The sequence below is a fragment of the Eggerthella sp. 1_3_56FAA genome (genome assembly GCF_000185625.1).
In the GTDB taxonomy this organism is placed as follows: Bacteria; Actinomycetota; Coriobacteriia; order Coriobacteriales; family Eggerthellaceae; genus Eggerthella; species Eggerthella lenta.
In genome coordinates this window covers 892,361-910,202 of sequence record NZ_GL622579.1, presented here as the reverse complement: position 1 = coordinate 910,202, position 17,842 = coordinate 892,361, and the positions used below count along the sequence as shown (strand labels likewise).

The 17,842-nt window shown below is 65.3% G+C and carries 18 protein-coding genes, 1 pseudogene and 1 riboswitch; of the genes and pseudogenes, 9 read left to right on the top strand and 10 right to left on the bottom strand.

All coding sequences use genetic code 11. The annotated features are described in order from the left end of the window. Together HMPREF1023_RS03990 and HMPREF1023_RS03985 are read left to right on the top strand one after the other, a co-directional pair. On the top strand, positions 1-520 hold a 520-nt coding region (locus HMPREF1023_RS03990; RefSeq protein WP_035578365.1), incomplete at its 5' end, for a response regulator transcription factor. 93 nt (positions 521-613) lie between these two features. After that, entirely contained in the window at positions 614-934 is a 321-nt protein-coding gene (locus HMPREF1023_RS03985) for a DUF1292 domain-containing protein (RefSeq protein ID WP_009304869.1), read from the top strand. Positions 935-956: 22 nt separating this feature from the next. On the opposite strand, the gene HMPREF1023_RS03980 is transcribed toward HMPREF1023_RS03985, so the two are convergent. After that, a complete protein-coding gene (locus HMPREF1023_RS03980) occupies positions 957-1,151 on the bottom strand; it encodes a hypothetical protein (protein WP_009304868.1) in 195 nt (64 codons plus the stop codon). A gap of 135 nt (positions 1,152-1,286) precedes the next feature. Between HMPREF1023_RS03980 and HMPREF1023_RS03975 the strand changes: the two genes are divergently transcribed. Continuing rightward, a complete protein-coding gene (locus tag HMPREF1023_RS03975) occupies positions 1,287-1,505 on the top strand; it encodes a helix-turn-helix domain-containing protein (RefSeq protein ID WP_009304867.1) in 219 nt (72 codons plus the stop codon). Between the two features lie 10 nt (positions 1,506-1,515). Here HMPREF1023_RS03975 and HMPREF1023_RS03970 read toward each other — a convergent pair whose 3' ends face one another. Genes HMPREF1023_RS03970 through HMPREF1023_RS03950 form a run of 5 tightly spaced genes read right to left on the bottom strand, consistent with a single transcriptional unit; the run spans position 1,516 to position 5,143 of the window. Beyond that, positions 1,516-1,929: a pyridoxamine 5'-phosphate oxidase family protein gene (locus tag HMPREF1023_RS03970; RefSeq protein WP_009304866.1), complete on the bottom strand. Its 414-nt coding sequence runs from the start codon at positions 1,927-1,929 to the stop codon at positions 1,516-1,518. Between the two features lie 42 nt (positions 1,930-1,971). Further along, a complete protein-coding gene (locus tag HMPREF1023_RS03965; protein WP_009304865.1) occupies positions 1,972-2,766 on the bottom strand; it encodes an energy-coupling factor transporter transmembrane protein EcfT in 795 nt (264 codons plus the stop codon). Then, positions 2,759-3,736, bottom strand: coding sequence for an energy-coupling factor transporter ATPase (locus HMPREF1023_RS03960; RefSeq protein WP_009304864.1), 978 nt, complete (start codon positions 3,734-3,736; stop codon positions 2,759-2,761). The genes HMPREF1023_RS03965 and HMPREF1023_RS03960 overlap by 8 nt, the downstream gene beginning before the upstream one ends. Then, positions 3,712-4,533 (bottom strand): energy-coupling factor transporter ATPase, encoded by an 822-nt coding sequence (locus tag HMPREF1023_RS03955; RefSeq protein WP_009304863.1) that lies wholly within the window; start codon positions 4,531-4,533, stop codon positions 3,712-3,714. Before HMPREF1023_RS03955 ends, HMPREF1023_RS03960 begins: the two co-directional genes overlap by 25 nt. A 4-nt stretch (positions 4,534-4,537) precedes the next feature. Beyond that, positions 4,538-5,143 carry an ECF transporter S component gene (locus tag HMPREF1023_RS03950; RefSeq protein WP_009304862.1) on the bottom strand — a complete coding sequence of 202 codons (606 nt, stop codon included), beginning with the start codon at positions 5,141-5,143 and terminating at the stop codon, positions 4,538-4,540. 138 nt (positions 5,144-5,281) lie between these two features. Beyond that, positions 5,282-5,457, bottom strand: a riboswitch (FMN riboswitch). A gap of 197 nt (positions 5,458-5,654) precedes the next feature. Here HMPREF1023_RS03950 and HMPREF1023_RS03945 point away from each other — a divergent pair. Together HMPREF1023_RS03945 and HMPREF1023_RS03940 are read left to right on the top strand one after the other, a co-directional pair. Continuing rightward, positions 5,655-6,152 (top strand): L-2-amino-thiazoline-4-carboxylic acid hydrolase, encoded by a 498-nt coding sequence (locus HMPREF1023_RS03945; RefSeq protein WP_009304861.1) that lies wholly within the window; start codon positions 5,655-5,657, stop codon positions 6,150-6,152. 104 nt (positions 6,153-6,256) lie between these two features. Continuing rightward, positions 6,257-7,705 carry a sodium:alanine symporter family protein gene (locus HMPREF1023_RS03940; protein ID WP_009304860.1) on the top strand — a complete coding sequence of 483 codons (1,449 nt, stop codon included), beginning with the start codon at positions 6,257-6,259 and terminating at the stop codon, positions 7,703-7,705. A 282-nt stretch (positions 7,706-7,987) separates the two neighbouring features. Here the strand turns inward: HMPREF1023_RS03940 and HMPREF1023_RS03935 are convergent, their stop codons facing one another. The 4 genes from HMPREF1023_RS03935 to HMPREF1023_RS03920 form a co-directional block, all read right to left on the bottom strand. After that, on the bottom strand, positions 7,988-8,677 hold the full coding sequence (locus HMPREF1023_RS03935; protein WP_009304859.1) for a membrane protein: 690 nt from the start codon (positions 8,675-8,677) through the stop codon (positions 7,988-7,990). A gap of 28 nt (positions 8,678-8,705) precedes the next feature. Beyond that, positions 8,706-9,227, bottom strand: a complete 522-nt coding sequence (locus tag HMPREF1023_RS03930) for a cytochrome c3 family protein (RefSeq protein WP_009608839.1) — start codon at positions 9,225-9,227, stop codon at positions 8,706-8,708. 64 nt (positions 9,228-9,291) lie between these two features. Next, positions 9,292-11,577 carry a molybdopterin-dependent oxidoreductase gene (locus tag HMPREF1023_RS03925; protein ID WP_009304857.1) on the bottom strand — a complete coding sequence of 762 codons (2,286 nt, stop codon included), beginning with the start codon at positions 11,575-11,577 and terminating at the stop codon, positions 9,292-9,294. A 13-nt stretch (positions 11,578-11,590) separates the two neighbouring features. Then, positions 11,591-12,382 carry a 4Fe-4S dicluster domain-containing protein gene (locus tag HMPREF1023_RS03920; protein WP_009608863.1) on the bottom strand — a complete coding sequence of 264 codons (792 nt, stop codon included), beginning with the start codon at positions 12,380-12,382 and terminating at the stop codon, positions 11,591-11,593. A gap of 236 nt (positions 12,383-12,618) precedes the next feature. On the opposite strand from HMPREF1023_RS03920, the gene HMPREF1023_RS03915 reads away from it, so the two are divergent. The 4 genes and pseudogenes from HMPREF1023_RS03915 to HMPREF1023_RS15645 form a co-directional block, all read left to right on the top strand. Continuing rightward, on the top strand, positions 12,619-14,088 hold the full coding sequence (locus HMPREF1023_RS03915; protein ID WP_009304855.1) for a helix-turn-helix transcriptional regulator: 1,470 nt from the start codon (positions 12,619-12,621) through the stop codon (positions 14,086-14,088). Between the two features lie 239 nt (positions 14,089-14,327). Then, positions 14,328-16,124 (top strand): molybdopterin-dependent oxidoreductase, encoded by a 1,797-nt coding sequence (locus HMPREF1023_RS03910; protein WP_009304854.1) that lies wholly within the window; start codon positions 14,328-14,330, stop codon positions 16,122-16,124. 8 nt (positions 16,125-16,132) lie between these two features. After that, a complete protein-coding gene (locus HMPREF1023_RS03905) occupies positions 16,133-17,206 on the top strand; it encodes a molybdopterin-dependent oxidoreductase (protein WP_009304853.1) in 1,074 nt (357 codons plus the stop codon). Positions 17,207-17,336: 130 nt separating this feature from the next. Then, a pseudogene (locus HMPREF1023_RS15645) lies at positions 17,337-17,842 on the top strand (LuxR family transcriptional regulator); the annotation flags it as partial.

Below are 17,842 nucleotides of genomic sequence, written 5' to 3'. Positions count from 1 at the left end.
GGCGACGCTCGCCATCATCGCGGCGCGCAACCCCTCGGGCGGCATCGCGGCCCTCGGCCAGGGCTTCTGCGCCTCGAACCTCGGCGCCACGACGGGCGTCGTGCTGGGGCATCTGCCCGTCGCCGCCGACGCCGCGGGCGCCGACGTGCGCCTGCTGCTGTTCGCGCTCGTGGCCGCCGCCTTCGTCGGGTACGTATGGATCGGGCTCAAGGACTTCAGCTTCTCGGCAGCCATCCGCGGCGTGAAGCCGGTGGAGGAGGTGGAGGCGCCCGCCGCTCCCGAGGCCGCCATCGACACGCGCTGCGCGCACCTGGCGTCCGTCCACGGGCTCACCGAGCGCGAGGGGGAGGTGTTCGCGCTGCTGGCGCGCGGGCGCAACGGCGCGTTCATCCAGGAGGAGTGCCGCGTGACGCGCAACACCGCCAAGACGCACATCCGCCACATCTACCAGAAGCTGGGCGTGCACACGCAGCAAGAGCTCATCGACCTGGTGGAAAGCGGACGCGACTTCATCGTCTAACGCTTGTCTGTCGTTGCCGGCGCGCACCTGCGCATCGGGCGGCGCTTGTGGTACCCTAACGCCAACGATCAAGCTGAAGGTAAGGAGCCTACGATGCGCGAAGGAAGCGCTCCCAATTTCTGCCCGCCGACCGAGGAGGGCGTCACCCTTGTGCTCGAGGACGAGACGGGCGAGCAGACGGAACTCGAGTTCCTCGGCCTCATCTTGCACCACGACCGCAGCTACGGCTTCTTCTTCCCCGTAACAGAAGACGAGCCCGTGGGCTCGTCCGGCGAGGTCGTGCTGCTTGAGGTGACCGAGCTCGACGAAGACGGCCAACCTGCGGCCTTCGAGTTCGTCGAGGATGAAGCGGTGGCGGCCGAGGTCTACGAGGACTTCCGCACCGCCACGAAGGACCTGTACGACTTCGCGTAGCCGTACCGGCTTGGCGCGCGCGTCAGCGGCCGAGCGGGTCCCAGCCCGTCGGGGGCTTGACCCGCTCGGATTGCGCGATGGCCGCCACGTACATGATATCGTGGTTGATCGCTTGCTCCAGGCGGCACACCTCTTCCTCGGTCTCGGCGTATTCGAAAATGCGCGCTGCCGCGCGTCTGATCGTGTCCATCAATTCTTCGTACTCGGTTCCGCTCATGTGCGACCTCCGGCGATCTTGCCCTCAAGCAATGACCCTCTCGATAAACTCATAGTACAAACCTCTTGTTTTATTGACGGTCTGTAAACTATAGTTTACGACTTTTCCTCCCGCCGGGACTAGCCTTTAACCGGCATGGAGAACACTTCACTAAAAACTCAGCTCGGAACCAATATCGCGAGGCTCCGCGCGAGCGCGAACGTGTCGCAAACGTCCTTCGCTCTCATGGTGGGCGTCAGCCGCAAATACCTCATCGATATCGAAAGCGGAAAAGCGAATCCGACGGTCGACATGCTCGAGCGCATCGCGGGCGGCTTGGACACCACCGTGGGCCAGCTGTTCGAGGGTCTGTGAGGGGTCGCCGCTACAGCTCGACGGGGTTCCAGCTTCCGTCGATGTCGCACAGCCATGCTTCGGGATCGCGCACGGTGAAGAACGTGAGCGTCTTGTCGTCCGGCCCCTCGTAGCTCTCGCCGAGCCCCGTCATGTGCTCGTACCCCGCACGACGAACCTCATCGTTCGCCCGATCTTCGAGAACAGCTTCCCCCCGCATGATAACCCAGCCGCTGCCCGGTTTCCAGGCGGTCAATTCAAACTTTGGGTTGAGCTCCAGCTCGCGGTACACGTCCTTCGTGGTGGCGGTGCAGAACCAGATCCGGCCGTCCTGCACGGCGGCGAAGCTGAAGGGGCGCACGTGCGGCTGATCGCCCTCGCAGGTGGCCAGGTACCAGGCCGGGACGCTCGTGAGGTAGTCGACGATGGTGTTCGTTCCGTTCATGGGGGTTCCTTTCGGTTGGGATAGGGCGGCTTCGGAGCGGTCCTACCAGGGGATGAAGTTGGTGGCCACGACGCAGGCCAGCATGGCGACGATGACGACGACGCCGTTGCGGTCGAGCGCGGTGAACGCGAGGGGATGCAGGCGCGTGCGGCCGACGCCGCCGTGGTAGCAGCGGGCCTCCATGGCCGACGACAGCGTTTCCGCGTGGCGGAACGCGCTGGTGAACAGCGGCACCATGAGGGAGGCGAGCATGCGCAGCCGCCCTTTGGAGAACGTGGCGCCGCGGCTGATCTGCGCGCGGTACACGGTTTGCAGCTCGAAGGTGAACTGGGGCAGGAAGCGCAGGGCGATGCCCATCATCATGGACAGCTCGTGCGCCGGCACGCCGATGCGGCTGAAGGGGTGCAGCAGGTACTCGAACGCATCGGTGATGTCGAGCGTGGCGGTGGTCAGGGTGAGCAGGCTCATCCCCAGCAGCAACAGCAGCAGGCGGCAGGCGATGAAGGCCGCCTGCCACAGGCCCGCCTCGCTGATGCGGATGATCCACCACTCGAACAGCACCGTGCCGCCCTGCACGAAGAACACGTTGAGCAGGGCGGTGACCACCACGATGAACGCGAGCGGCGCGATGGACTTGAACGCCGAGCGGATGGGGATGCCCGCCAGCCTGAAGAAGCCGAACACGAACGCCGCGCACACCGCGAGCCCGAGAAACGACTGCGCGACGAACACCACCGCCATGAGCGCGAGCGCCAGCAGCAGCTTCGCGCGCGCGTCCATGCGATGCAGCGGGCTCGTGCCCGGCCAGTAGCGTCCGATGACCGCGATGTCAGGCATGAGGGGCCTCCGAGGCTTCGACGGCCGCGCGGTAGGCGCCCGCCAGCTCGTCCGCCAGCGCTTTCACGTCGTACAGCTTCGACGGCAGCTCCACGCCCGCTACGCGCAGCTCGTCGGCCAGCTTCTGGGGGGCGGGCACGTCCAAGCCGATGGCGCGCAGCCCCTCGCCGTGCGCGAACACCTCGGACGGCGTGCCGAACGCGAACTGCCGGCCCTCGTTCAGCACGAGCACGCGGTCGGACAGGCGGGCGAGGTCGTCCATGCTGTGCGACACCATGACCACGGTGAGCCCGCTGCCGTGCAGCTGGGCGATGAGGTCGAGGAACTCCTCGCGCGCCACGGGATCGAGGCCGGCCACCGGCTCGTCCAGCACGAGGACGCGCGGCTCCATGGCCAGCACGCCCGCGAACGCCACGCGGCGCTGCTGGCCGCCCGACAGCTCGAAGGGGCTCTTGTCGCCCAGCTCGGCGATGTCGAGGCGCACGCTTTCCAGCGCGGCGGCCACGCGGCGCTCCACCTCGTCGGCGGACAGCCCCAGGTTGCGGGGGCCGAACGCCACGTCCTCGCGCACGGTGGCGGCGAACAGCTGGTACTCGGGATACTGGAACACGAGCCCCACCTTGCCGCGACAGGCCTGCGCCGCGCGCTTGTCGGCCAGGTCCTGGCCGTCCAGCAGCACGCGCCCGCGCGTGGGGCTCACCAGCCCGTTCATGTGCTGGATGAGGGTGCTCTTGCCGCTGCCGGTGTGACCGGCGATGCCGAGGAACTCGCCGTCCTCCAGCTCGAACGTGATATCGCGCAGCGCCCACACGGCGTCGGGGTCGCCTCCCCAGGCCGGCTTGCCGCGCTCGAGCGAGGGGGCGTCCTCGATCACGCCGGCCTCGCGGCGGCGCTTCGCCCGCGACTTCCGCTTCTCCTGGCGGGCGGGGTCGGCGTACGAGTAGCTTACGCCTTCGAAAGCAATCGGCACAGCTCCTCCTTCAACGTGGTCGTCTCGATGTGCATGCCCACGGGCACGCCGCGCCGCTGCAGCTCCAGCGAAAGCTCGGCGGCGAACGGCAGGTCGAGGTTCAGCCGTTCCAGCAGCTCGGCCTGTACGAGCACGTCCTGAGGCGCGCCGTCGCAGGCTACGTGGCCGTCTTCCAGCACGATGACGCGGTCGGCCTGCGCGGCCTCCTCCATGAAGTGCGTGATCATGACCACGGTCATGCCGCGGTCATGCAGCTCGCGGCACACGCGCATGAGACCCTTGCGCCCGCGCGGGTCCAGCATGGCCGTGGCCTCGTCCAGGATGAGGATGGCGGGCTCCATGGCCAGCACGCCGGCGATGGCCACGCGTTGCTTCTGCCCGCCCGACAGCGCCGCGGTCTCGCGCTTGTCGAAGCCCTGCAGCCCCACGTCGGCCAGCGCGTCGGCCACGCGCTGGCGCAGCTGGTCGGTGGGCACGCCCAGGTTCTCGGGGCCGAAGGCCACGTCGTTTTCGATGAGGCTTGCCACCAGCTGGTCGTCGGGGTTCTGGAACACCATGCCGGCGTTGCTGCGGATGAAGTAGGTGGAGCGCTCGTCGCGCGTGTCGCGGTCGAGCACGGTGACGCTGCCCTCGTCCGGCACGAGCAGCGCGTTGACGTGCTTGGCCAGCGTCGACTTGCCCGATCCGTTGCCGCCCAGGATGCACACGAATTCGCCCCGCTCGATGCGTGCGTCCACGCCGTCCAGCACGAAGCGCTCGCCGTCGTACGTGAAGCCTGTTCCCTTGAACTCGATCATGCGGCTAGCGTCCCTTCACCTGCTTCTTCTTGGGCGTGATCAGATTGGAGATGCTCTTGTACACGATGAGTGTGAGCACCGCGTTGATGCCCGCCTTCGCGAGGTTGAACGGCGTGAGGATGGGCAGGATCATGGCCACCACCGCGTCCAGCGGCACGCCCAGCCACATCGGCGTGATCACGAGGTTGCCTAGGATGGCCATGACGGTGGCGGCGACGGCGCTCAGCACGAGGCCGACGACGCCGCTTTTGAACGTGCGCGAGCGGCGGTACACGAGCGCGGCGGGCAGGATGAAGCCGGTGACCACGAGGATGTTCATGATGGCGCCCGAGAAATCCGCCATGAGGATGCCGTGGATGACGGCCCCCACGATGCCCACCGCGAGGCCGGCGGCGGGCCCGAAGGCGAAGCCGCACACCATGGCGGGCATGGCCGAGGCGTCGTATTTGAGCCATGTGACGCCTGGTAGCAGCGGGAATTCCACGAACGACAGCAGCACGCCGATCGCGCACATGAGCGCCATGGTGACGAGCTGGCGGGTGTCCCACTTGTTGGTGTTGGTGAATTCGTACGTGTCCTGGGCGTTCGTGCCCGGTGCGTTGCCGGTCATGGCAACCCCTTTCTCTTTGCAGGCCGTGACGTTCGGGTCAGGTTTTCCGGCCTAAAGAGAAAACGAGCCCGTATGAATTCCTTCCATACAGGCTTCTTGGGGTCCGCGCCGATGCGCGCGAGGCGCGGGCGACGCGGATCTCTGCCTCTTCCATCCGGACTATACCGTTGGTTCCGGGATCCAACCGGAATCAGCCTGCAAACGCGATCCCTATCGGGGGCGCTTGCAGGGTCGCGGACTCCCGGCTCGCTCGGCGTTTCGCCGACGGCCGGATTACCGCCAGTGAGGAATCGCACCTCGCCCTGAAACAGAATCCATGCGCTGCATTGTAGCCGCCTTGTTGCCGTATGGCAACCGTGCAGCGCAAAGCAGGGGGACAATGCGCAGGTTTTGTGGGTTGGGCGGCCGAAAGTGCCGAGGCGGAGCTTCGCGCCCGCGCGCCTCGTGCGAACTCCTCGCATGCCGTATAATCGTTGCGACGAAGAGGGAAGCGCCGGAAAGGGGAGACGTCATGGCAAGCAAAGTGGTCAACGAGCCGCGCATCAAGAATCCGCTCATCAAAGCCATTCGCGAGCTGTTGGAGCATCGAGCGCTGTGGCTGTACCTGCTCACCGACGAGGCGGCGAAGGCGGGCGCCGACCCGGCCGCGTTCGCTCCGGCGGCGGTGAAACGCTGCGGGCTGTTCCAGGGCGCCGAGCTGGTGGCGAAAGGCGGCGGCACGAACAGTCTGAAAAGCCTCAAGAAAGGCCTGTTCGGCAAGCCGGCGCAGATGGTGTTCGAGATGGATGTCAAAGACGTGCAGGACGACCGCTTCGAGTTGGAGTTCCACTACTGTCCGCTCGTAAAGGCGTGGCAGAAGCAGGGCTGCACCGACGAGGAGATTTCCAACCTTTGCGACTGGGCCATGTGCGGCGACCGCGGCATCGGCGAGGCCTACGGCTGCGAGCTCGACCTCCCCAAGACCATCGCCCGCGGCGACGACGTCTGCCACCTCATCTACCATCGCTGAAGCGAGCCGTCAAAAGCGTCGTTGCGCGCGAGCGGGTAACCGTTTGTGGACGGCAGGCGTTGTTTTTCCTGATCGGGCGAACTCCGGGGTAGAATAGCGGAATTATGTTCGAACTACTCAACACCATCGACGCATTCGTATGGGGCCCCGCGATGATCGCGCTTCTGCTGGGGTCGCATCTGTTCTTCACCTTCAAGACGGGGTTCATCCAGCGCAAGCTGCCGATGGCCATCAAGCTGTCGCTATCGAGCGACCCGGAGGGCAAAGGCGACATCAGCCACTTCGGCGCGCTGGCCACGGCGCTGGCGGCCACCATCGGCACCGGCTCCATCGTGGGCGTGGCCACGGCCATTCTCGCGGGCGGGCCGGGCGCGGTGTTCTGGATGTGGATCACCGGCGTGTTCGGCATCGCGACGAAGTACGCCGAGGTGTACGCGGCCGTGAAGTACCGCGTGCGCGACCACAACGGCGCCATGCTGGGCGGTGCCATGTATATTTGGGAGCGCGCGTTCAGGCGCAACGCCGAGGGCAAGCGCGATCCCAGCCCCGGCGGGCATACCCCCTGGTGGGCGAAGCTCGGCGCTGTGGCGTTCGCCGCGTTCGCGGCCATCGCGGCCATTGGAACTGGTTCGGCCGTGCAGGCGTCGGCCATGTCCGGCATCATCACCTCGAACGTGGACGTGCCCGCGTGGATCGTCGGCGTGATCATCGTGGTGCTGGTGTCGGTGGTCATCTTCGGCGGCGTGCAGTCCATCTCGAAGGTGTGCGAGCGCCTCGTCCCCATCATGGCCGTGGCCTATGCGGGCGGCTGCCTCGTCATCCTCGCGTTCAATTGGGCGCTGGTCGGCGACGCGCTGGGCCTTATCCTGGAATGCGCGTTCACTTCGAAGGCCGCGTTCGGTGGCGCCGTGGGCTCCGGCATCATGATGGCGCTGCAGTTCGGCTGCGCGCGCGGCCTGTTCTCCAACGAGTCGGGCCTGGGCTCGGCGCCCATCGTGGCGTCCGCGGCTTCCACGCGCAACCCGGCGCAGCAGGCGCTTGTGGCGATGACCGGCACCTTCTGGTCCACCGTGGTCATCTGCGCGCTCACGGGCATCGTGCTGGTGTCCACGATGCTGGCGAACCCCGATATCGCCTCCGACATCCTGGCGAATCCCACCGTCTACTCCGGCGCGATGCTGGCCAGCGAGGCGTTCTCGAAGATCCCCTACATCGGCACGCCCATCCTGGTGCTGGGCATGGTGGCGTTCAGCTATACCACCATCCTGGGTTGGTCGTACTATGGAAACCGGTGCATCACGTATCTGTTCGGCCGTTACGCCATCCGCCCCTACCAGGTGGTTTACGTGGCCGTGGCTTTCCTCGGCGCCATCGGCGTGGGCGACATAGTGTGGACGATCTCGGACATCGGCAATGCGCTGATGGCCATTCCCAACATCGTGGTCGTGCTGCTGCTCAGCGGCATGATCGCGCGCGAGACGCGCCACTATGTCTACGACGGCAACCTTGACGAGCCCGATGACGCGCCCATCCCGCAGCTGGAAGGGAAGTAGCTCAGCCGAGGCTCGGTGGCGCATCCCCCCTCCTTTTTTTGGGCGCGAATCGGCATCTATGGCAATGTGCGCCGATACGTTTCGCGATACGTCGCCTGAAGAAATCTCGCCATCTGGGGTTTTGAACCCTATCGTTGCCTGATGCCGTGCGAAGCGGATGCAGAAATTGCCATGAGTGCCGATTCGCGCCCAGGTTGGCAGCGCGGCCCTCCTGCATGGATGTGCGAGAGCCGTCCTTTCGCGCCCGGCTTCGAGCGCGCTCGAAGCCGGGCGTTCGAAGTGTTACGACGTTGAGGGTCGCGTTCGCTTCGCACGCAGGTGCGTTGCCGTGCGCAGCACAACGTAGACCAGCATGACCGCCGTGTACGCGGCGATGCTGAACGCGGCTTTCTGCCCGCTCGAGGAAACGGTAGGCGCCAGCACCAGCACGAGGTGCACGTACGTCAGCCCGAAGAACGCGTAGGCGGTTTTCTGCAAGCGCTTCCACGCATCCGAGTTCATACGGGTTTTCACCGTGTTGAACGACGTGACGGTGAGCGCCGCCAACAACACGATGAGCAGGCTGGACACGATGAACGACGCGATCATGCCCGCCGACATCCCCGCGAACCCCGACAGGATGTCGGCCAGGTACGTGCCCAGGTAGTTCGCCACATGCCCGATGGTGAAAATGGCGGCGATGATGGACAGTTCGCCTCGGATGGGCATGAGCATTTGGCGCGCCTTCGATCCCTCGGGCAGCGCTCCGACGTACATGACGAGCGCGAACAGGGAGAACCCGAGCAGGCAGCGCGTGAGGTACGGGTACACCGCGGCGGCGAACTCTCTCGACACGCCGAACAGCACTCCCGACAGGAACAGCACGTCGGCGGCTGCGGCTACGATGTAGAACGACACGGCGTAGCGCTTGATCTGCTTGCGCAGCGCGAAAGCGAACAGCACGCTGATGACGATCGCCAGCAACACCTCCATGAGAACCTCCTTTCCAGCCTTGCGGCCGCTATCGAACGACCCAGCCGGCAGGGACGTCGGCGTCGCTGTGGCACTGCGCGCACTGCATGACCGATGCGGTGTGCGACTTGTGGCACGTGCCGCACGCCAGTTCCTCGTGGTAGTTGCTATGCGGGTTGTACTCCCGTTGCGCGGTGATCTGCGCGAGGCTGCCCTGTCCGATAGCGTGGCATGAACCGTTCATGCAGAATTCGTCGTCGAACTGCCGCTGTTCGAGCGGCAGTTCGTAGCCTCCTGCCACCCATGCAGCGCCTTCGGCCAGCTGTTCGCCGAGCGTGGGCACATGGCAGTCGAGGCAGCTGACGTCTGCAACGCGATGCGAGGTCGCCAGCAGCGTCGCATCGTCGGCGTAGTAGGCTTCCACGTACGAGTCCATCGGCGTGTGGCAGACGGCGTTGCAGAAGCTGGGCTGCTCGTGCCATATCCAGAATCCCGTGCCGGCCGCAACGATGACCACCGCCGCGACGCCGAGCGCAACGAGCCCCTTGCGGCTCTTTTTCCGTTCTTCCATGGTTCCTCCTTGGAGCCCCGCCCGCACGGAACGCGGTACAGGCGGGGCCGTTTCCGTTGGCTGGCTATTGGCTGACGAGGCGTCCCTTGCCGGTGGCCTCGACTTCGCACAACCCGCACCTGAACGGCGGAAAGCCGGTGATGGGATCGAAGTCCCGCGTGGTCAGGAGGTTCACGTTCGCCTGGTGCCATCCGTGAAAGATGTCCACCATCCCGGCGTGCACGAGGTTCGTCACCTCGGCCTTCATCTCTATCTCGTTCTGATGGTTGAACACGCGTACCATGTCGCCGTCGCTGATGGAGCGATCGCGCGCGTCTTGAGGGTGCAGGCGTACGACGGGTTCAGGCATGAATTGGTTGAGCCAAGGGATCTCGCGCAGCTTGGAATGCGTGTAATAGGGCAGGCGCGAGCCTGCGTTCAGAACGAGCGGGTAGCGCTTGTCCTCCTCGGTGGGCGCGTAGGGGGTGTGCACCGGCTCCTCGTACACGGGAAGCCCCTCGTAGCCGAAACCCTTGAGGATCTCTGAGTCGAACTCCAGCTTGCCGGACGGCGTGTTGAAGCCGGGCTGCCCGTCCTTGCGCAGCTTGCCGCTGGCGTGCTTGCCTTCTTCGTTCTTGTTGCCGGGAATCTCCAGGCCCTCGGGGTTGGCGCGTAGGTCATCCACCGTGACGTCGAGGCCCGCCGTCTGCAGGATGTTGTCGAGGGCCGCTTCCACGTCGCCGCCGAAGCACTGCTCCTCGTAACCCAGCTTGCATCCCAGATCGAGCATGATCTTCCAGTCTTCGCGCGCCTGCCCGGCAGGCTCGACGCACGGTTCGCGGAAGAACAGCTTGCGGCCGTAGGCGGCGAAGGGGGCCATGCGCTCGTGGCACATGGCGGCGGGCAGCAGGATGTCCACGTAGTCGTGGGTCCAGGGGCGCTCGTAGTAGTCCACGGCGGCCACGAACTCCAGCTTGCCGAGGGCTTCCTGGTAGCGGTCCGATTCGGGCCAGATCATCACGTTGCTGGCCACGAGGATGGCGGCCTTGATCTTCCCCTCGTCTATGTACTCGGGCAGGCGAGCCGTCTGGAAGTGCTTGGTGAACGATACCCAGGCGGGGAAGTCGTCCTTATCGACTCGCTTGTCGGCGAATCCCTGTTCGGCGTAGATGTCTTCGGCGCGGAACTTCGCGGTTGACGCGCTCACGTCGAGCGGCAAGCCGCCCGAGGCGAACATGACCCCGCCCTTCTTCTCGATCATGCCCATGAGGGCGGGGATCATGAACACGGCGCGCAGCGCGTGCCCCACGTTCGAGGAATGGGCGAGCCCTGCCGAGCTAGTGACCAGCGTGCTGGGCGCGTTTTCGGCCAGCAGGTGCACGGCCTCTTCCAGCTTGGTCGCGGGCACCCAGGTGATCTCCTCGACTTTCTCGGGCGGATACTGGGCTGCCAAGTCGGCGAGGCCTTCGTAGCCGTGCGTCCATTCCTCGACGAACTGCTTGTCCACGAGCCCGTCGCGGATGAGGATGTTGATGAACCCGAGGGCGAGCGCGCCGTCGGATCCGGGCCGCAGCTGCAGATGGATGTCGGCGAGGCCCATGACCGTGGGCGTGATGCGCGGGTCGACGATGACGAACTTGCAGCCGCGCTCTTTCTGATCCATGAACTTCGCGTGGCGGTTCGGCTGCGACCAGGCCGCGTTGAGGCTCCAAATCATGCAGCTGCCGGTGTCGTCGGTGGGGTCGGATCCCGACGAATTCTGACCGCGTCCGTACACGAGCTGGGACGTGATGTTCGTGGCAGTCGAGCACAGCGAGCTTTCAAGTCCGTATGTGGAGCTGCCGAACAGCGTTGCGACGCGCTGGATAGGCGGGCGTGGCTCCTTGGGGTCGCCGCAGTAGAACATCACGGCATCCGGGCCGTCGGCGTCCTTGACGCGGTTGAACTCGCTTACGATGGTGTCGTAAGCCTCGTCCCAGGTGATGGGCTCCCATTGGGACTGCCCGGTGCCCTTGGGATTCGTGCGGCGCAGCGGCGTCTGCAGGCGCTTGGGGTCGTAAAGCTCCTGGATGCTTGCCAGGCCCTTGGCGCAAAGGGGCGTGGTGGGATGGGGCGTTCTCGATTCGACGCGCACGATCTTGCCGTCCTGGACGTACGCGGTCATGCCGCACTTGGGAACCTGATTGCACATGTCGCAGTACGTGTAGCGTTTCTCGACAGGGGCATCGGGGTCAACTGTGCCCTCGGCGTGCGCGATGTCGAAGCTGAACGCGCTGGCCAGCGCGCCTCCGGCGGCCAGGGCGGACGCGCCCTTCACGAACGAGCGGCGGCTGATGGTGTGTTGCATCGCTGTTTCGTCAATCGTAGTCATGAGTGCGCCCTCCTTATTCGCTCTTCGCTTCGGTTTTGGCTTGCGCTTTCGCCTTGTCCTTCGACTTCTTCACTCCGACGCCCACGCCCACGCCGACCGCGGCTACCGCGACGACGCCCACCGTCGCTGCGACAGGGTCGATGCCGGGCGCCGCTTTCGAACTTTCTGCGAAAGCGCCTCCTGCGGCCGTGGGCAGCAGGTCTTCGTCCATGCCGTTCATGGGCACGTAATAGAACGATGTCTCGTCGACGCGCACGGCATCGCCTAGGGCGATGCGTTTGCTCACGTCGCTTTCAGGGTCGTCGAGATCGCCGAAGAAGCGTGCGTGCGCAGGGCAGTTGAGCACGCAGGCAACCGGAAGCCCCTCCTCTGCGCGCTCATGGCAGAAGATGCATTTCTCGACGACGCGCGAGCGCTGGACGCCGTAAGCCTCGTAGGGCGCTTGAGCGTACTCGTCGAAATAATTGCCCTTTCCTTCGTTGAGCACGCGGGCGCCGTAAGGGCACGCGGACATGCAGTAGCCGCAGGTGATGCACGCGTCGTAATCAACGATGACCACGCCGTCGTCGAGCTTCTGGCTGGCGCCGGTCGGGCAGACCGATACGCATTCAGGATTTTCGCAGTGCATGCAGGCGTGCGGAAGGTAAGCGCGTCCCGCCTCGCCTGCGGCCTCGCCCCATTCAACCGTGTCGAGCTTCACCCAGGATACGCCCGGGCTCTGGTTGTTCTGCAGCTGGCATGCCACGACGCACGCCCCGCACCCTGCGCAGCGCTTGAGGTCGATGAGCATTCCCCATTTCGTCATACGTGACTCCTCTCCTCGATGTCCCCGTGCCCTGCGCCTCGGTGCGGCGCAGGACGTTACGAATACTCTGGCAAATCGCTGGGGAAAGAGGTATCGGAAGCGGTGGATGAGCGTGCGAAACCGCATCGGTTCCGTTATATGATCTTTCGTTTTCCCAGGTGGCGACACGTTGTTCGGACGCATGCTATTGGGGTAGAATGGGAAGCGGAAGATCGTAGGGGATACGGGGGTCTTCCATGGGGAATCGCACTGCTCTGAAAGACGCGTGGTCGAAGGCGGTCACGCGGGCCAATGTGACGCTTGCCGTGGGATTCGGCTGCGCGGTGTCGATCTCGCCAACGTTGCTCACGGCGGCCACGCCGGACAACATGATGAGCGCGCTCGTGAACAAGCCTCCCCATGGTGCCTGCATGCCTTCGCTCGTGGCGGCTGCTCTGGCATGCCTCGTGATATTCCTAGGCGGACGACGCCTGTTCGCGGTGCTCGAGCGCACGGTGAAGCCGCTCGCGCTCGGCGTGGCCATGGCGCTCATGGGCGCCGTGCTGGTTCTGCCGCTCGTTACGAGGAACTCCGTGTCGGTAACGGGCGACGTGGTCATCGCGGTTGCAGGGTCGCTGTCGGTTTTGCTCTACCTGTTCTGGATGCAGTTGTTCGGCAGGCTATCGGCGCAGAGCATGTTCCTCACGCTGTTCCTGTCGCAAGTGCTGACCTGCGCCATCAACGCCATCATCTCGATCGCGAATATCTACACGGTCGTCGCGACATCCATCGCGTTGCCCCTGGTGTCGACGATCTGCCTGCGAGTTGGGCAACGCGAACACGCAGATGAACGCCCGTCGAGCGAGGTTCCCGCCTCGCAAGAGGGGCACGGAGCGTCGACGCTGATGCTCGTGAAGCTGGCGGCCATCGTGTTCGCATGGGGCGTGATCGACCATCTGTTCCGCAGCGAGTTCGATGCGTTCATGCGCACGCAGGTGACGACTTCGCCCTTCGCGGTGGCGTACCATGCTGCGGCGTTCGTCGTGGTAGTGGCGGCTGTCGCTTTCGCCTACGCGCTGCTGGCGTATCGCGAGCGCTTCCAGTTCGGGCATCTGTACCGCATGATATTCCTTCTGGGCCTTGCCAGCATCCTGTTGCTGCCCATCGTGCTGGCAGGGCAGGCGACTATCGTGGGCTACACGTGCAGCGTCATCATGTACCAGCTCGTGTTCCTGCTCGTCTGGGTCATCGCAGCGTCGGTGTTCCGCGATTCCCCGACTCATGCGCCTGGGTTCTTCGGGCTCGTGTACGGATTCTGGTCGCTGGGGTCGCTAGGCGGTGCGCTGTTCAGCTCGGTGTTCGTGCAGCACCTCACCATGGACAACGTGCATCTGATCGTGTTCGCGGCCGTGCTTGCGGTGGCGGTGGGTTACGCGGTCATGTTCACCGAGGCCGATGCGAACGCGCTCGTGCAAATCGTCCCGTACAAGCGTAAAGCGCCGTTCAAAGCGAAATGCCAAGCGGTTGCGCAGGAGTACCAGCTCTCGCCGCGGGAAACGGAGATCGCCATGCTCATCGCGCAAGGACGCGACTCGGCGCATATCGAGAAGAAGCTGTTCCTGTCGCGCAGCACCGTGCAGACGCACCGCATGCACCTCTACCAGAAGCTCGACATCCACAACCGCCAGGAGCTGCTCGACATCATCGAAGCCGCCGATGCGAGCTAGGGCGGATCTGCCCTCTCCCTCCCGACGCGCACGACTTCAGCGAGCGGCCCTGCATCTGCGGGGCCGTTTTGCCTGTTCGGCGGCATCCTCCGGTTCGGACGATGCCGCCGAATCCCAAAGATGGTTCGCTTCGACGATGGCGCGCGCCGCCCCTGTTTCCTTACGATGCCTTCCGCGCGGAGGGGTCGGCTGAGCGTTCGGCCGCCGCGCAGGACGAGGAAACGGAAGGAAGGAGACCGATGCACGCACAACGCAGGATCGCGCTGGTCACGGTGTGCGCCTTGCTGGGGACGGTCGGCATCGCCGGCTGCGCTCCCCAAGCGAACGAGGCGCTTGCAACGGACGATCGGCAAGCCGCGCAAGCGGAGGAGCGGAACTACACCGACGAACAGAAATCGATCATCGCCGGAGAGGAGGGCACCACCTACGACGGCATCTCGCTCGACGCCTACCCGGGCAAGGGCTACCTCGACGACATGCACGACATGTGGGACGCGAACGTCGATCAATGGGCGCCCGAGCTGCGCACGCTGCCGAGCGGCCAGATCGTGCAGCGCACCCCCAGCGAGCTGACCGAGCGCGCCCGTCAAGGCAAGACGCCGTACAACATCTACCGGCTGAACAACGACAACCGCGGCTGCAACAGCTGCCACGCCGACCTCGACGCGACGCTGCAACACCTCGCGCAGACCATGCATCCCTCGCCGAACAGCCCGGCGCTCGATGCCGAGATGACGGTGGACCAGTGCCTGTTCTGCCATACATACTCGCCGGGCTACATCCCCACGCAGTACGAGTTCGGCACGCTCATCCACAACGTCCACTACGGCTTGGTGTCCGACGGTCGGTTCGAGGACGAGTACAAAGGCAACTGCTACTCTTGCCACGATGCAACCAACGACGGCGAGGGCATGGCGCTGTGGGATCAGACCAAGTTCGAGCGCCTGCGCGGCGTGACGAAGGTCGAGAACGTGGAGGGCGACTTCTCCATCGACCAGGAAACCACGATGGCGCAGGAGGACATGTTCAACATGGACGCCTGGAACCGCCTGTACGACCGTATGCGCTCCGGCGCCGAGTACGCCGACACGCCCATGCCCCAGAGCCTGTTCGACAGCTGGCCCATCACGGTGGACGGCGAGGTGAACAGCCCCTACACCGCGCTTCTTCCCGACCTCGTGAAGGAAGCGGAGGAGGCCGGCGTCGTGGTGACGAAGGTTTCGAAGGAAGTGTGCAACTGGAACGGCACCGGCGCCGGCTCGGTGAGCAACGTGGAGATCACTGGCATCCCCGTGAGCTGGCTCATCGAGCGTGCGGGCGGCTACACCGACAACGCCGACATCAACGGCGTGCGCGTCATGCGCGCCGACGGCTCGTCCAAGCGCGCCATGCCGCTGGACAAGGTGGACGGCGGCGAGGCCTTCCTCGTGTACAAGATCAACGGCGAGCAGCTGACCGCGGCCAACGGCTTCCCCTGCACGAACTGGTGCGAAGGCGTCGACCCTGAAGTGAACTCCAAGCAGATGAGCGAGTACAAGGTGGCCACCGACGCGCCCGACTTCGACGACCACGTGTACGAGTTCGAGCATCACGACGGCAACCCGAACGGCTGGATCGACGCCGAGGGGAACTGGACGAACAAGCCCAACGCCACCATCCTGGGCGTGCCCGAGGGCCTCGTCATCCAGAACGGCCAGCCCTATACGTTCCACGGCTATCTGGACGCCTACGACGAGAAGATAGCGAGCGTCGAGTTCTCGATGGACTTCGGCAAAACCTGGACGAAATACGAATTGGGCGACACCGACGTCAACAAGCTCGTCTGGTTCGACTTCACCTGGACGCCCCAGGAGGAGAGCGCCTACTGCCTGCAGCTGCGCGCCACCACGGAAAGCGGTCTCGTGAGCCCGCAGATCCAGACGGTCATGGTGAACGCGAAGGACACGATGCCGACCGCCGATCAGACCGTCGTCATCGACACCCCGTCGCTCGTCGCGCCGAAGGCGGCCGTCGACGCGACGGAAGGAAAGGAGTAAAAGCGCTCATGAACAAGCCAGCTCAGAAGATCATGGCCGGCGTTGCGGGCGCGGTGCTGCTCGCATCGGGAACCGGCGCGGCCCTCGCGGCCCAGCAGCCCGCAACCGCCGAAGAAGGCTCCCGGCCCGCCGGCGCAACCCACACGGTGGCCGATTTGGACATCCGCGCCCAGTGGCTGGGCGAGGAATCCGACTACGTGCGCGTTGCGGACGTGCAGGGGTCGTTCACGTTCAACCAAGAGGGCGTCACCCCCAACGACGAGCTGTTCAACGTGTTCGGCACGGCGATCCTCTCGATGTGCTCCAAGCCCGCGCCCGAGCTCGCCGCCGAGCAGGACGGCGTCGCCAACTACTATGTGAACGTGGGCGGCCAGGTGAAGGAGAACTTCACGGTGAACCTGTCCGAGCTCGACGACGAGGAGCAGGAAGCGCTCATGGGCTGCTCGTGCGCCACGGGCTCGCCCTTCGGCCAGGCTGCCGTCATCGGCGTGCCGTTGGCATCGGTGGTGGGCATGGCCGAACTCGAAGACGGCGTGAACACCGTGACGGCCTACGGCGCCGACGGCTACGGCGAGCCGCTGCCGTTGCAGTACGCGCTCGACAAGAACGCGCTTTTGGTGTACCGGGTGAACGGCGAGGAGCTGAAGGCGTCGGAGGGATCGAGCGTGCAGCTGTGGATGCCCGAAACCGTGGCGCGCTACTTCACGCGAAACATCGCAAGCATCGAGCTCACCCGCGAGGACGCCGTGCCCGAGGTGGCCTCGGTCGACCCCATGTACCGCAACAAGATCGAGATCAAGAACACCTCCGACGGCTGCGTGTTCGAGGCGGGCGACGAGATCACGTTCGAGGGCGTGGCCGACGACTGCGGAAGCCCCGTCGCGGCCATCGAGTTCTCCTTCGACGGCGGGCGTACCTGGACGGCGTGCGAGACGGACGGCGCCACCGCCGACAAGTGGGTGAACTGGCGGTTCACCACTTCGTTCGACGAGGCGGGCGACTACGAGATGACCGTGCGCGCCCGCACGGCCGACGACGTGGTGTCGCCGCTGTCCGCCAGCCTTTCCTTTGCGGTGCGCTAGCCTCCGCGATACGCTGCATCTTTCCATGAGCGGAGCCGGCATCTTCCGGCTCCGCTCAGCGTGCGCTCCCGCCGATGCGCTATACTGCGTGCAGAAACGCAAGGGGAACGCGAAAGGGGAGCGCTGCGGCATGGAGCATCGGCGGGGAATCGTGAACGTATGCGGGGCGGCGTCGGCCGCCGGGCTCTCGCTCATCTTGCTGTGGTGCACGCTCATGGGGCACACGCCCGGCTTCCTGCTGTCCTCGCTCGGTCTGGCGGAGTGGGCGAACGCCCGCACGTTCTGGCTGACGGGCATCCTCGTGCTGGCCGCGGTGCTGGCGGCGGCTCCGCGCTGGGTGGCCGCGCACGATCGCAGCCTCGCGTTCGTGATGCCGGTGATGGCCGCTGTGGGCACGGGATGCTTCGCGCTGTCGTTCCATCAGGACTTCTTCAGCCCTGCCGTCCTGGCCACGTTCGGGCTCGTGCTGGCAGGGCTCGGCTACTTCTGGTTCGCGTCGCGCTTCGTCATCCTGTTGGCGAAGACGCAGGGGTTCGCATGCGCGGTGTGGTGCATCGTGGCGGCGTTCCCGTTGCGCCAGCTGATGAGCTTGGCGCTCGACGGCTTCATCGATCCTGCCCAGCAGGTGGTCGTGGC

What these genes read in the sequence shown, in the direction of transcription:
- HMPREF1023_RS03925 (WP_009304857.1), bottom strand. Translation starts at nt 11,577, where the DNA reads ATGACTACGATTGACGAAACAGCGATGCAACACACCATCAGCCGCCGC.
- HMPREF1023_RS03920 (WP_009608863.1), bottom strand. Translation starts at nt 12,382, where the DNA reads ATGACGAAATGGGGAATGCTCATCGACCTCAAGCGCTGCGCAGGGTGC.
- HMPREF1023_RS03910 (WP_009304854.1), top strand. Translation starts at nt 14,328, where the DNA reads ATGCACGCACAACGCAGGATCGCGCTGGTCACGGTGTGCGCCTTGCTG.
- HMPREF1023_RS03945 (WP_009304861.1), top strand. Translation starts at nt 5,655, where the DNA reads ATGGCAAGCAAAGTGGTCAACGAGCCGCGCATCAAGAATCCGCTCATC.
- HMPREF1023_RS03980 (WP_009304868.1), bottom strand. Translation starts at nt 1,151, where the DNA reads ATGAGCGGAACCGAGTACGAAGAATTGATGGACACGATCAGACGCGCG.
- HMPREF1023_RS03905 (WP_009304853.1), top strand. Translation starts at nt 16,133, where the DNA reads ATGAACAAGCCAGCTCAGAAGATCATGGCCGGCGTTGCGGGCGCGGTG.
- HMPREF1023_RS03970 (WP_009304866.1), bottom strand. Translation starts at nt 1,929, where the DNA reads ATGAACGGAACGAACACCATCGTCGACTACCTCACGAGCGTCCCGGCC.
- HMPREF1023_RS03955 (WP_009304863.1), bottom strand. Translation starts at nt 4,533, where the DNA reads ATGATCGAGTTCAAGGGAACAGGCTTCACGTACGACGGCGAGCGCTTC.
- HMPREF1023_RS03950 (WP_009304862.1), bottom strand. Translation starts at nt 5,143, where the DNA reads ATGACCGGCAACGCACCGGGCACGAACGCCCAGGACACGTACGAATTC.
- HMPREF1023_RS03985 (WP_009304869.1), top strand. Translation starts at nt 614, where the DNA reads ATGCGCGAAGGAAGCGCTCCCAATTTCTGCCCGCCGACCGAGGAGGGC.
- HMPREF1023_RS03930 (WP_009608839.1), bottom strand. Translation starts at nt 9,227, where the DNA reads ATGGAAGAACGGAAAAAGAGCCGCAAGGGGCTCGTTGCGCTCGGCGTC.
- HMPREF1023_RS03940 (WP_009304860.1), top strand. Translation starts at nt 6,257, where the DNA reads ATGTTCGAACTACTCAACACCATCGACGCATTCGTATGGGGCCCCGCG.
- HMPREF1023_RS03975 (WP_009304867.1), top strand. Translation starts at nt 1,287, where the DNA reads ATGGAGAACACTTCACTAAAAACTCAGCTCGGAACCAATATCGCGAGG.
- HMPREF1023_RS03915 (WP_009304855.1), top strand. Translation starts at nt 12,619, where the DNA reads ATGGGGAATCGCACTGCTCTGAAAGACGCGTGGTCGAAGGCGGTCACG.
- HMPREF1023_RS03965 (WP_009304865.1), bottom strand. Translation starts at nt 2,766, where the DNA reads ATGCCTGACATCGCGGTCATCGGACGCTACTGGCCGGGCACGAGCCCG.
- HMPREF1023_RS03935 (WP_009304859.1), bottom strand. Translation starts at nt 8,677, where the DNA reads ATGGAGGTGTTGCTGGCGATCGTCATCAGCGTGCTGTTCGCTTTCGCG.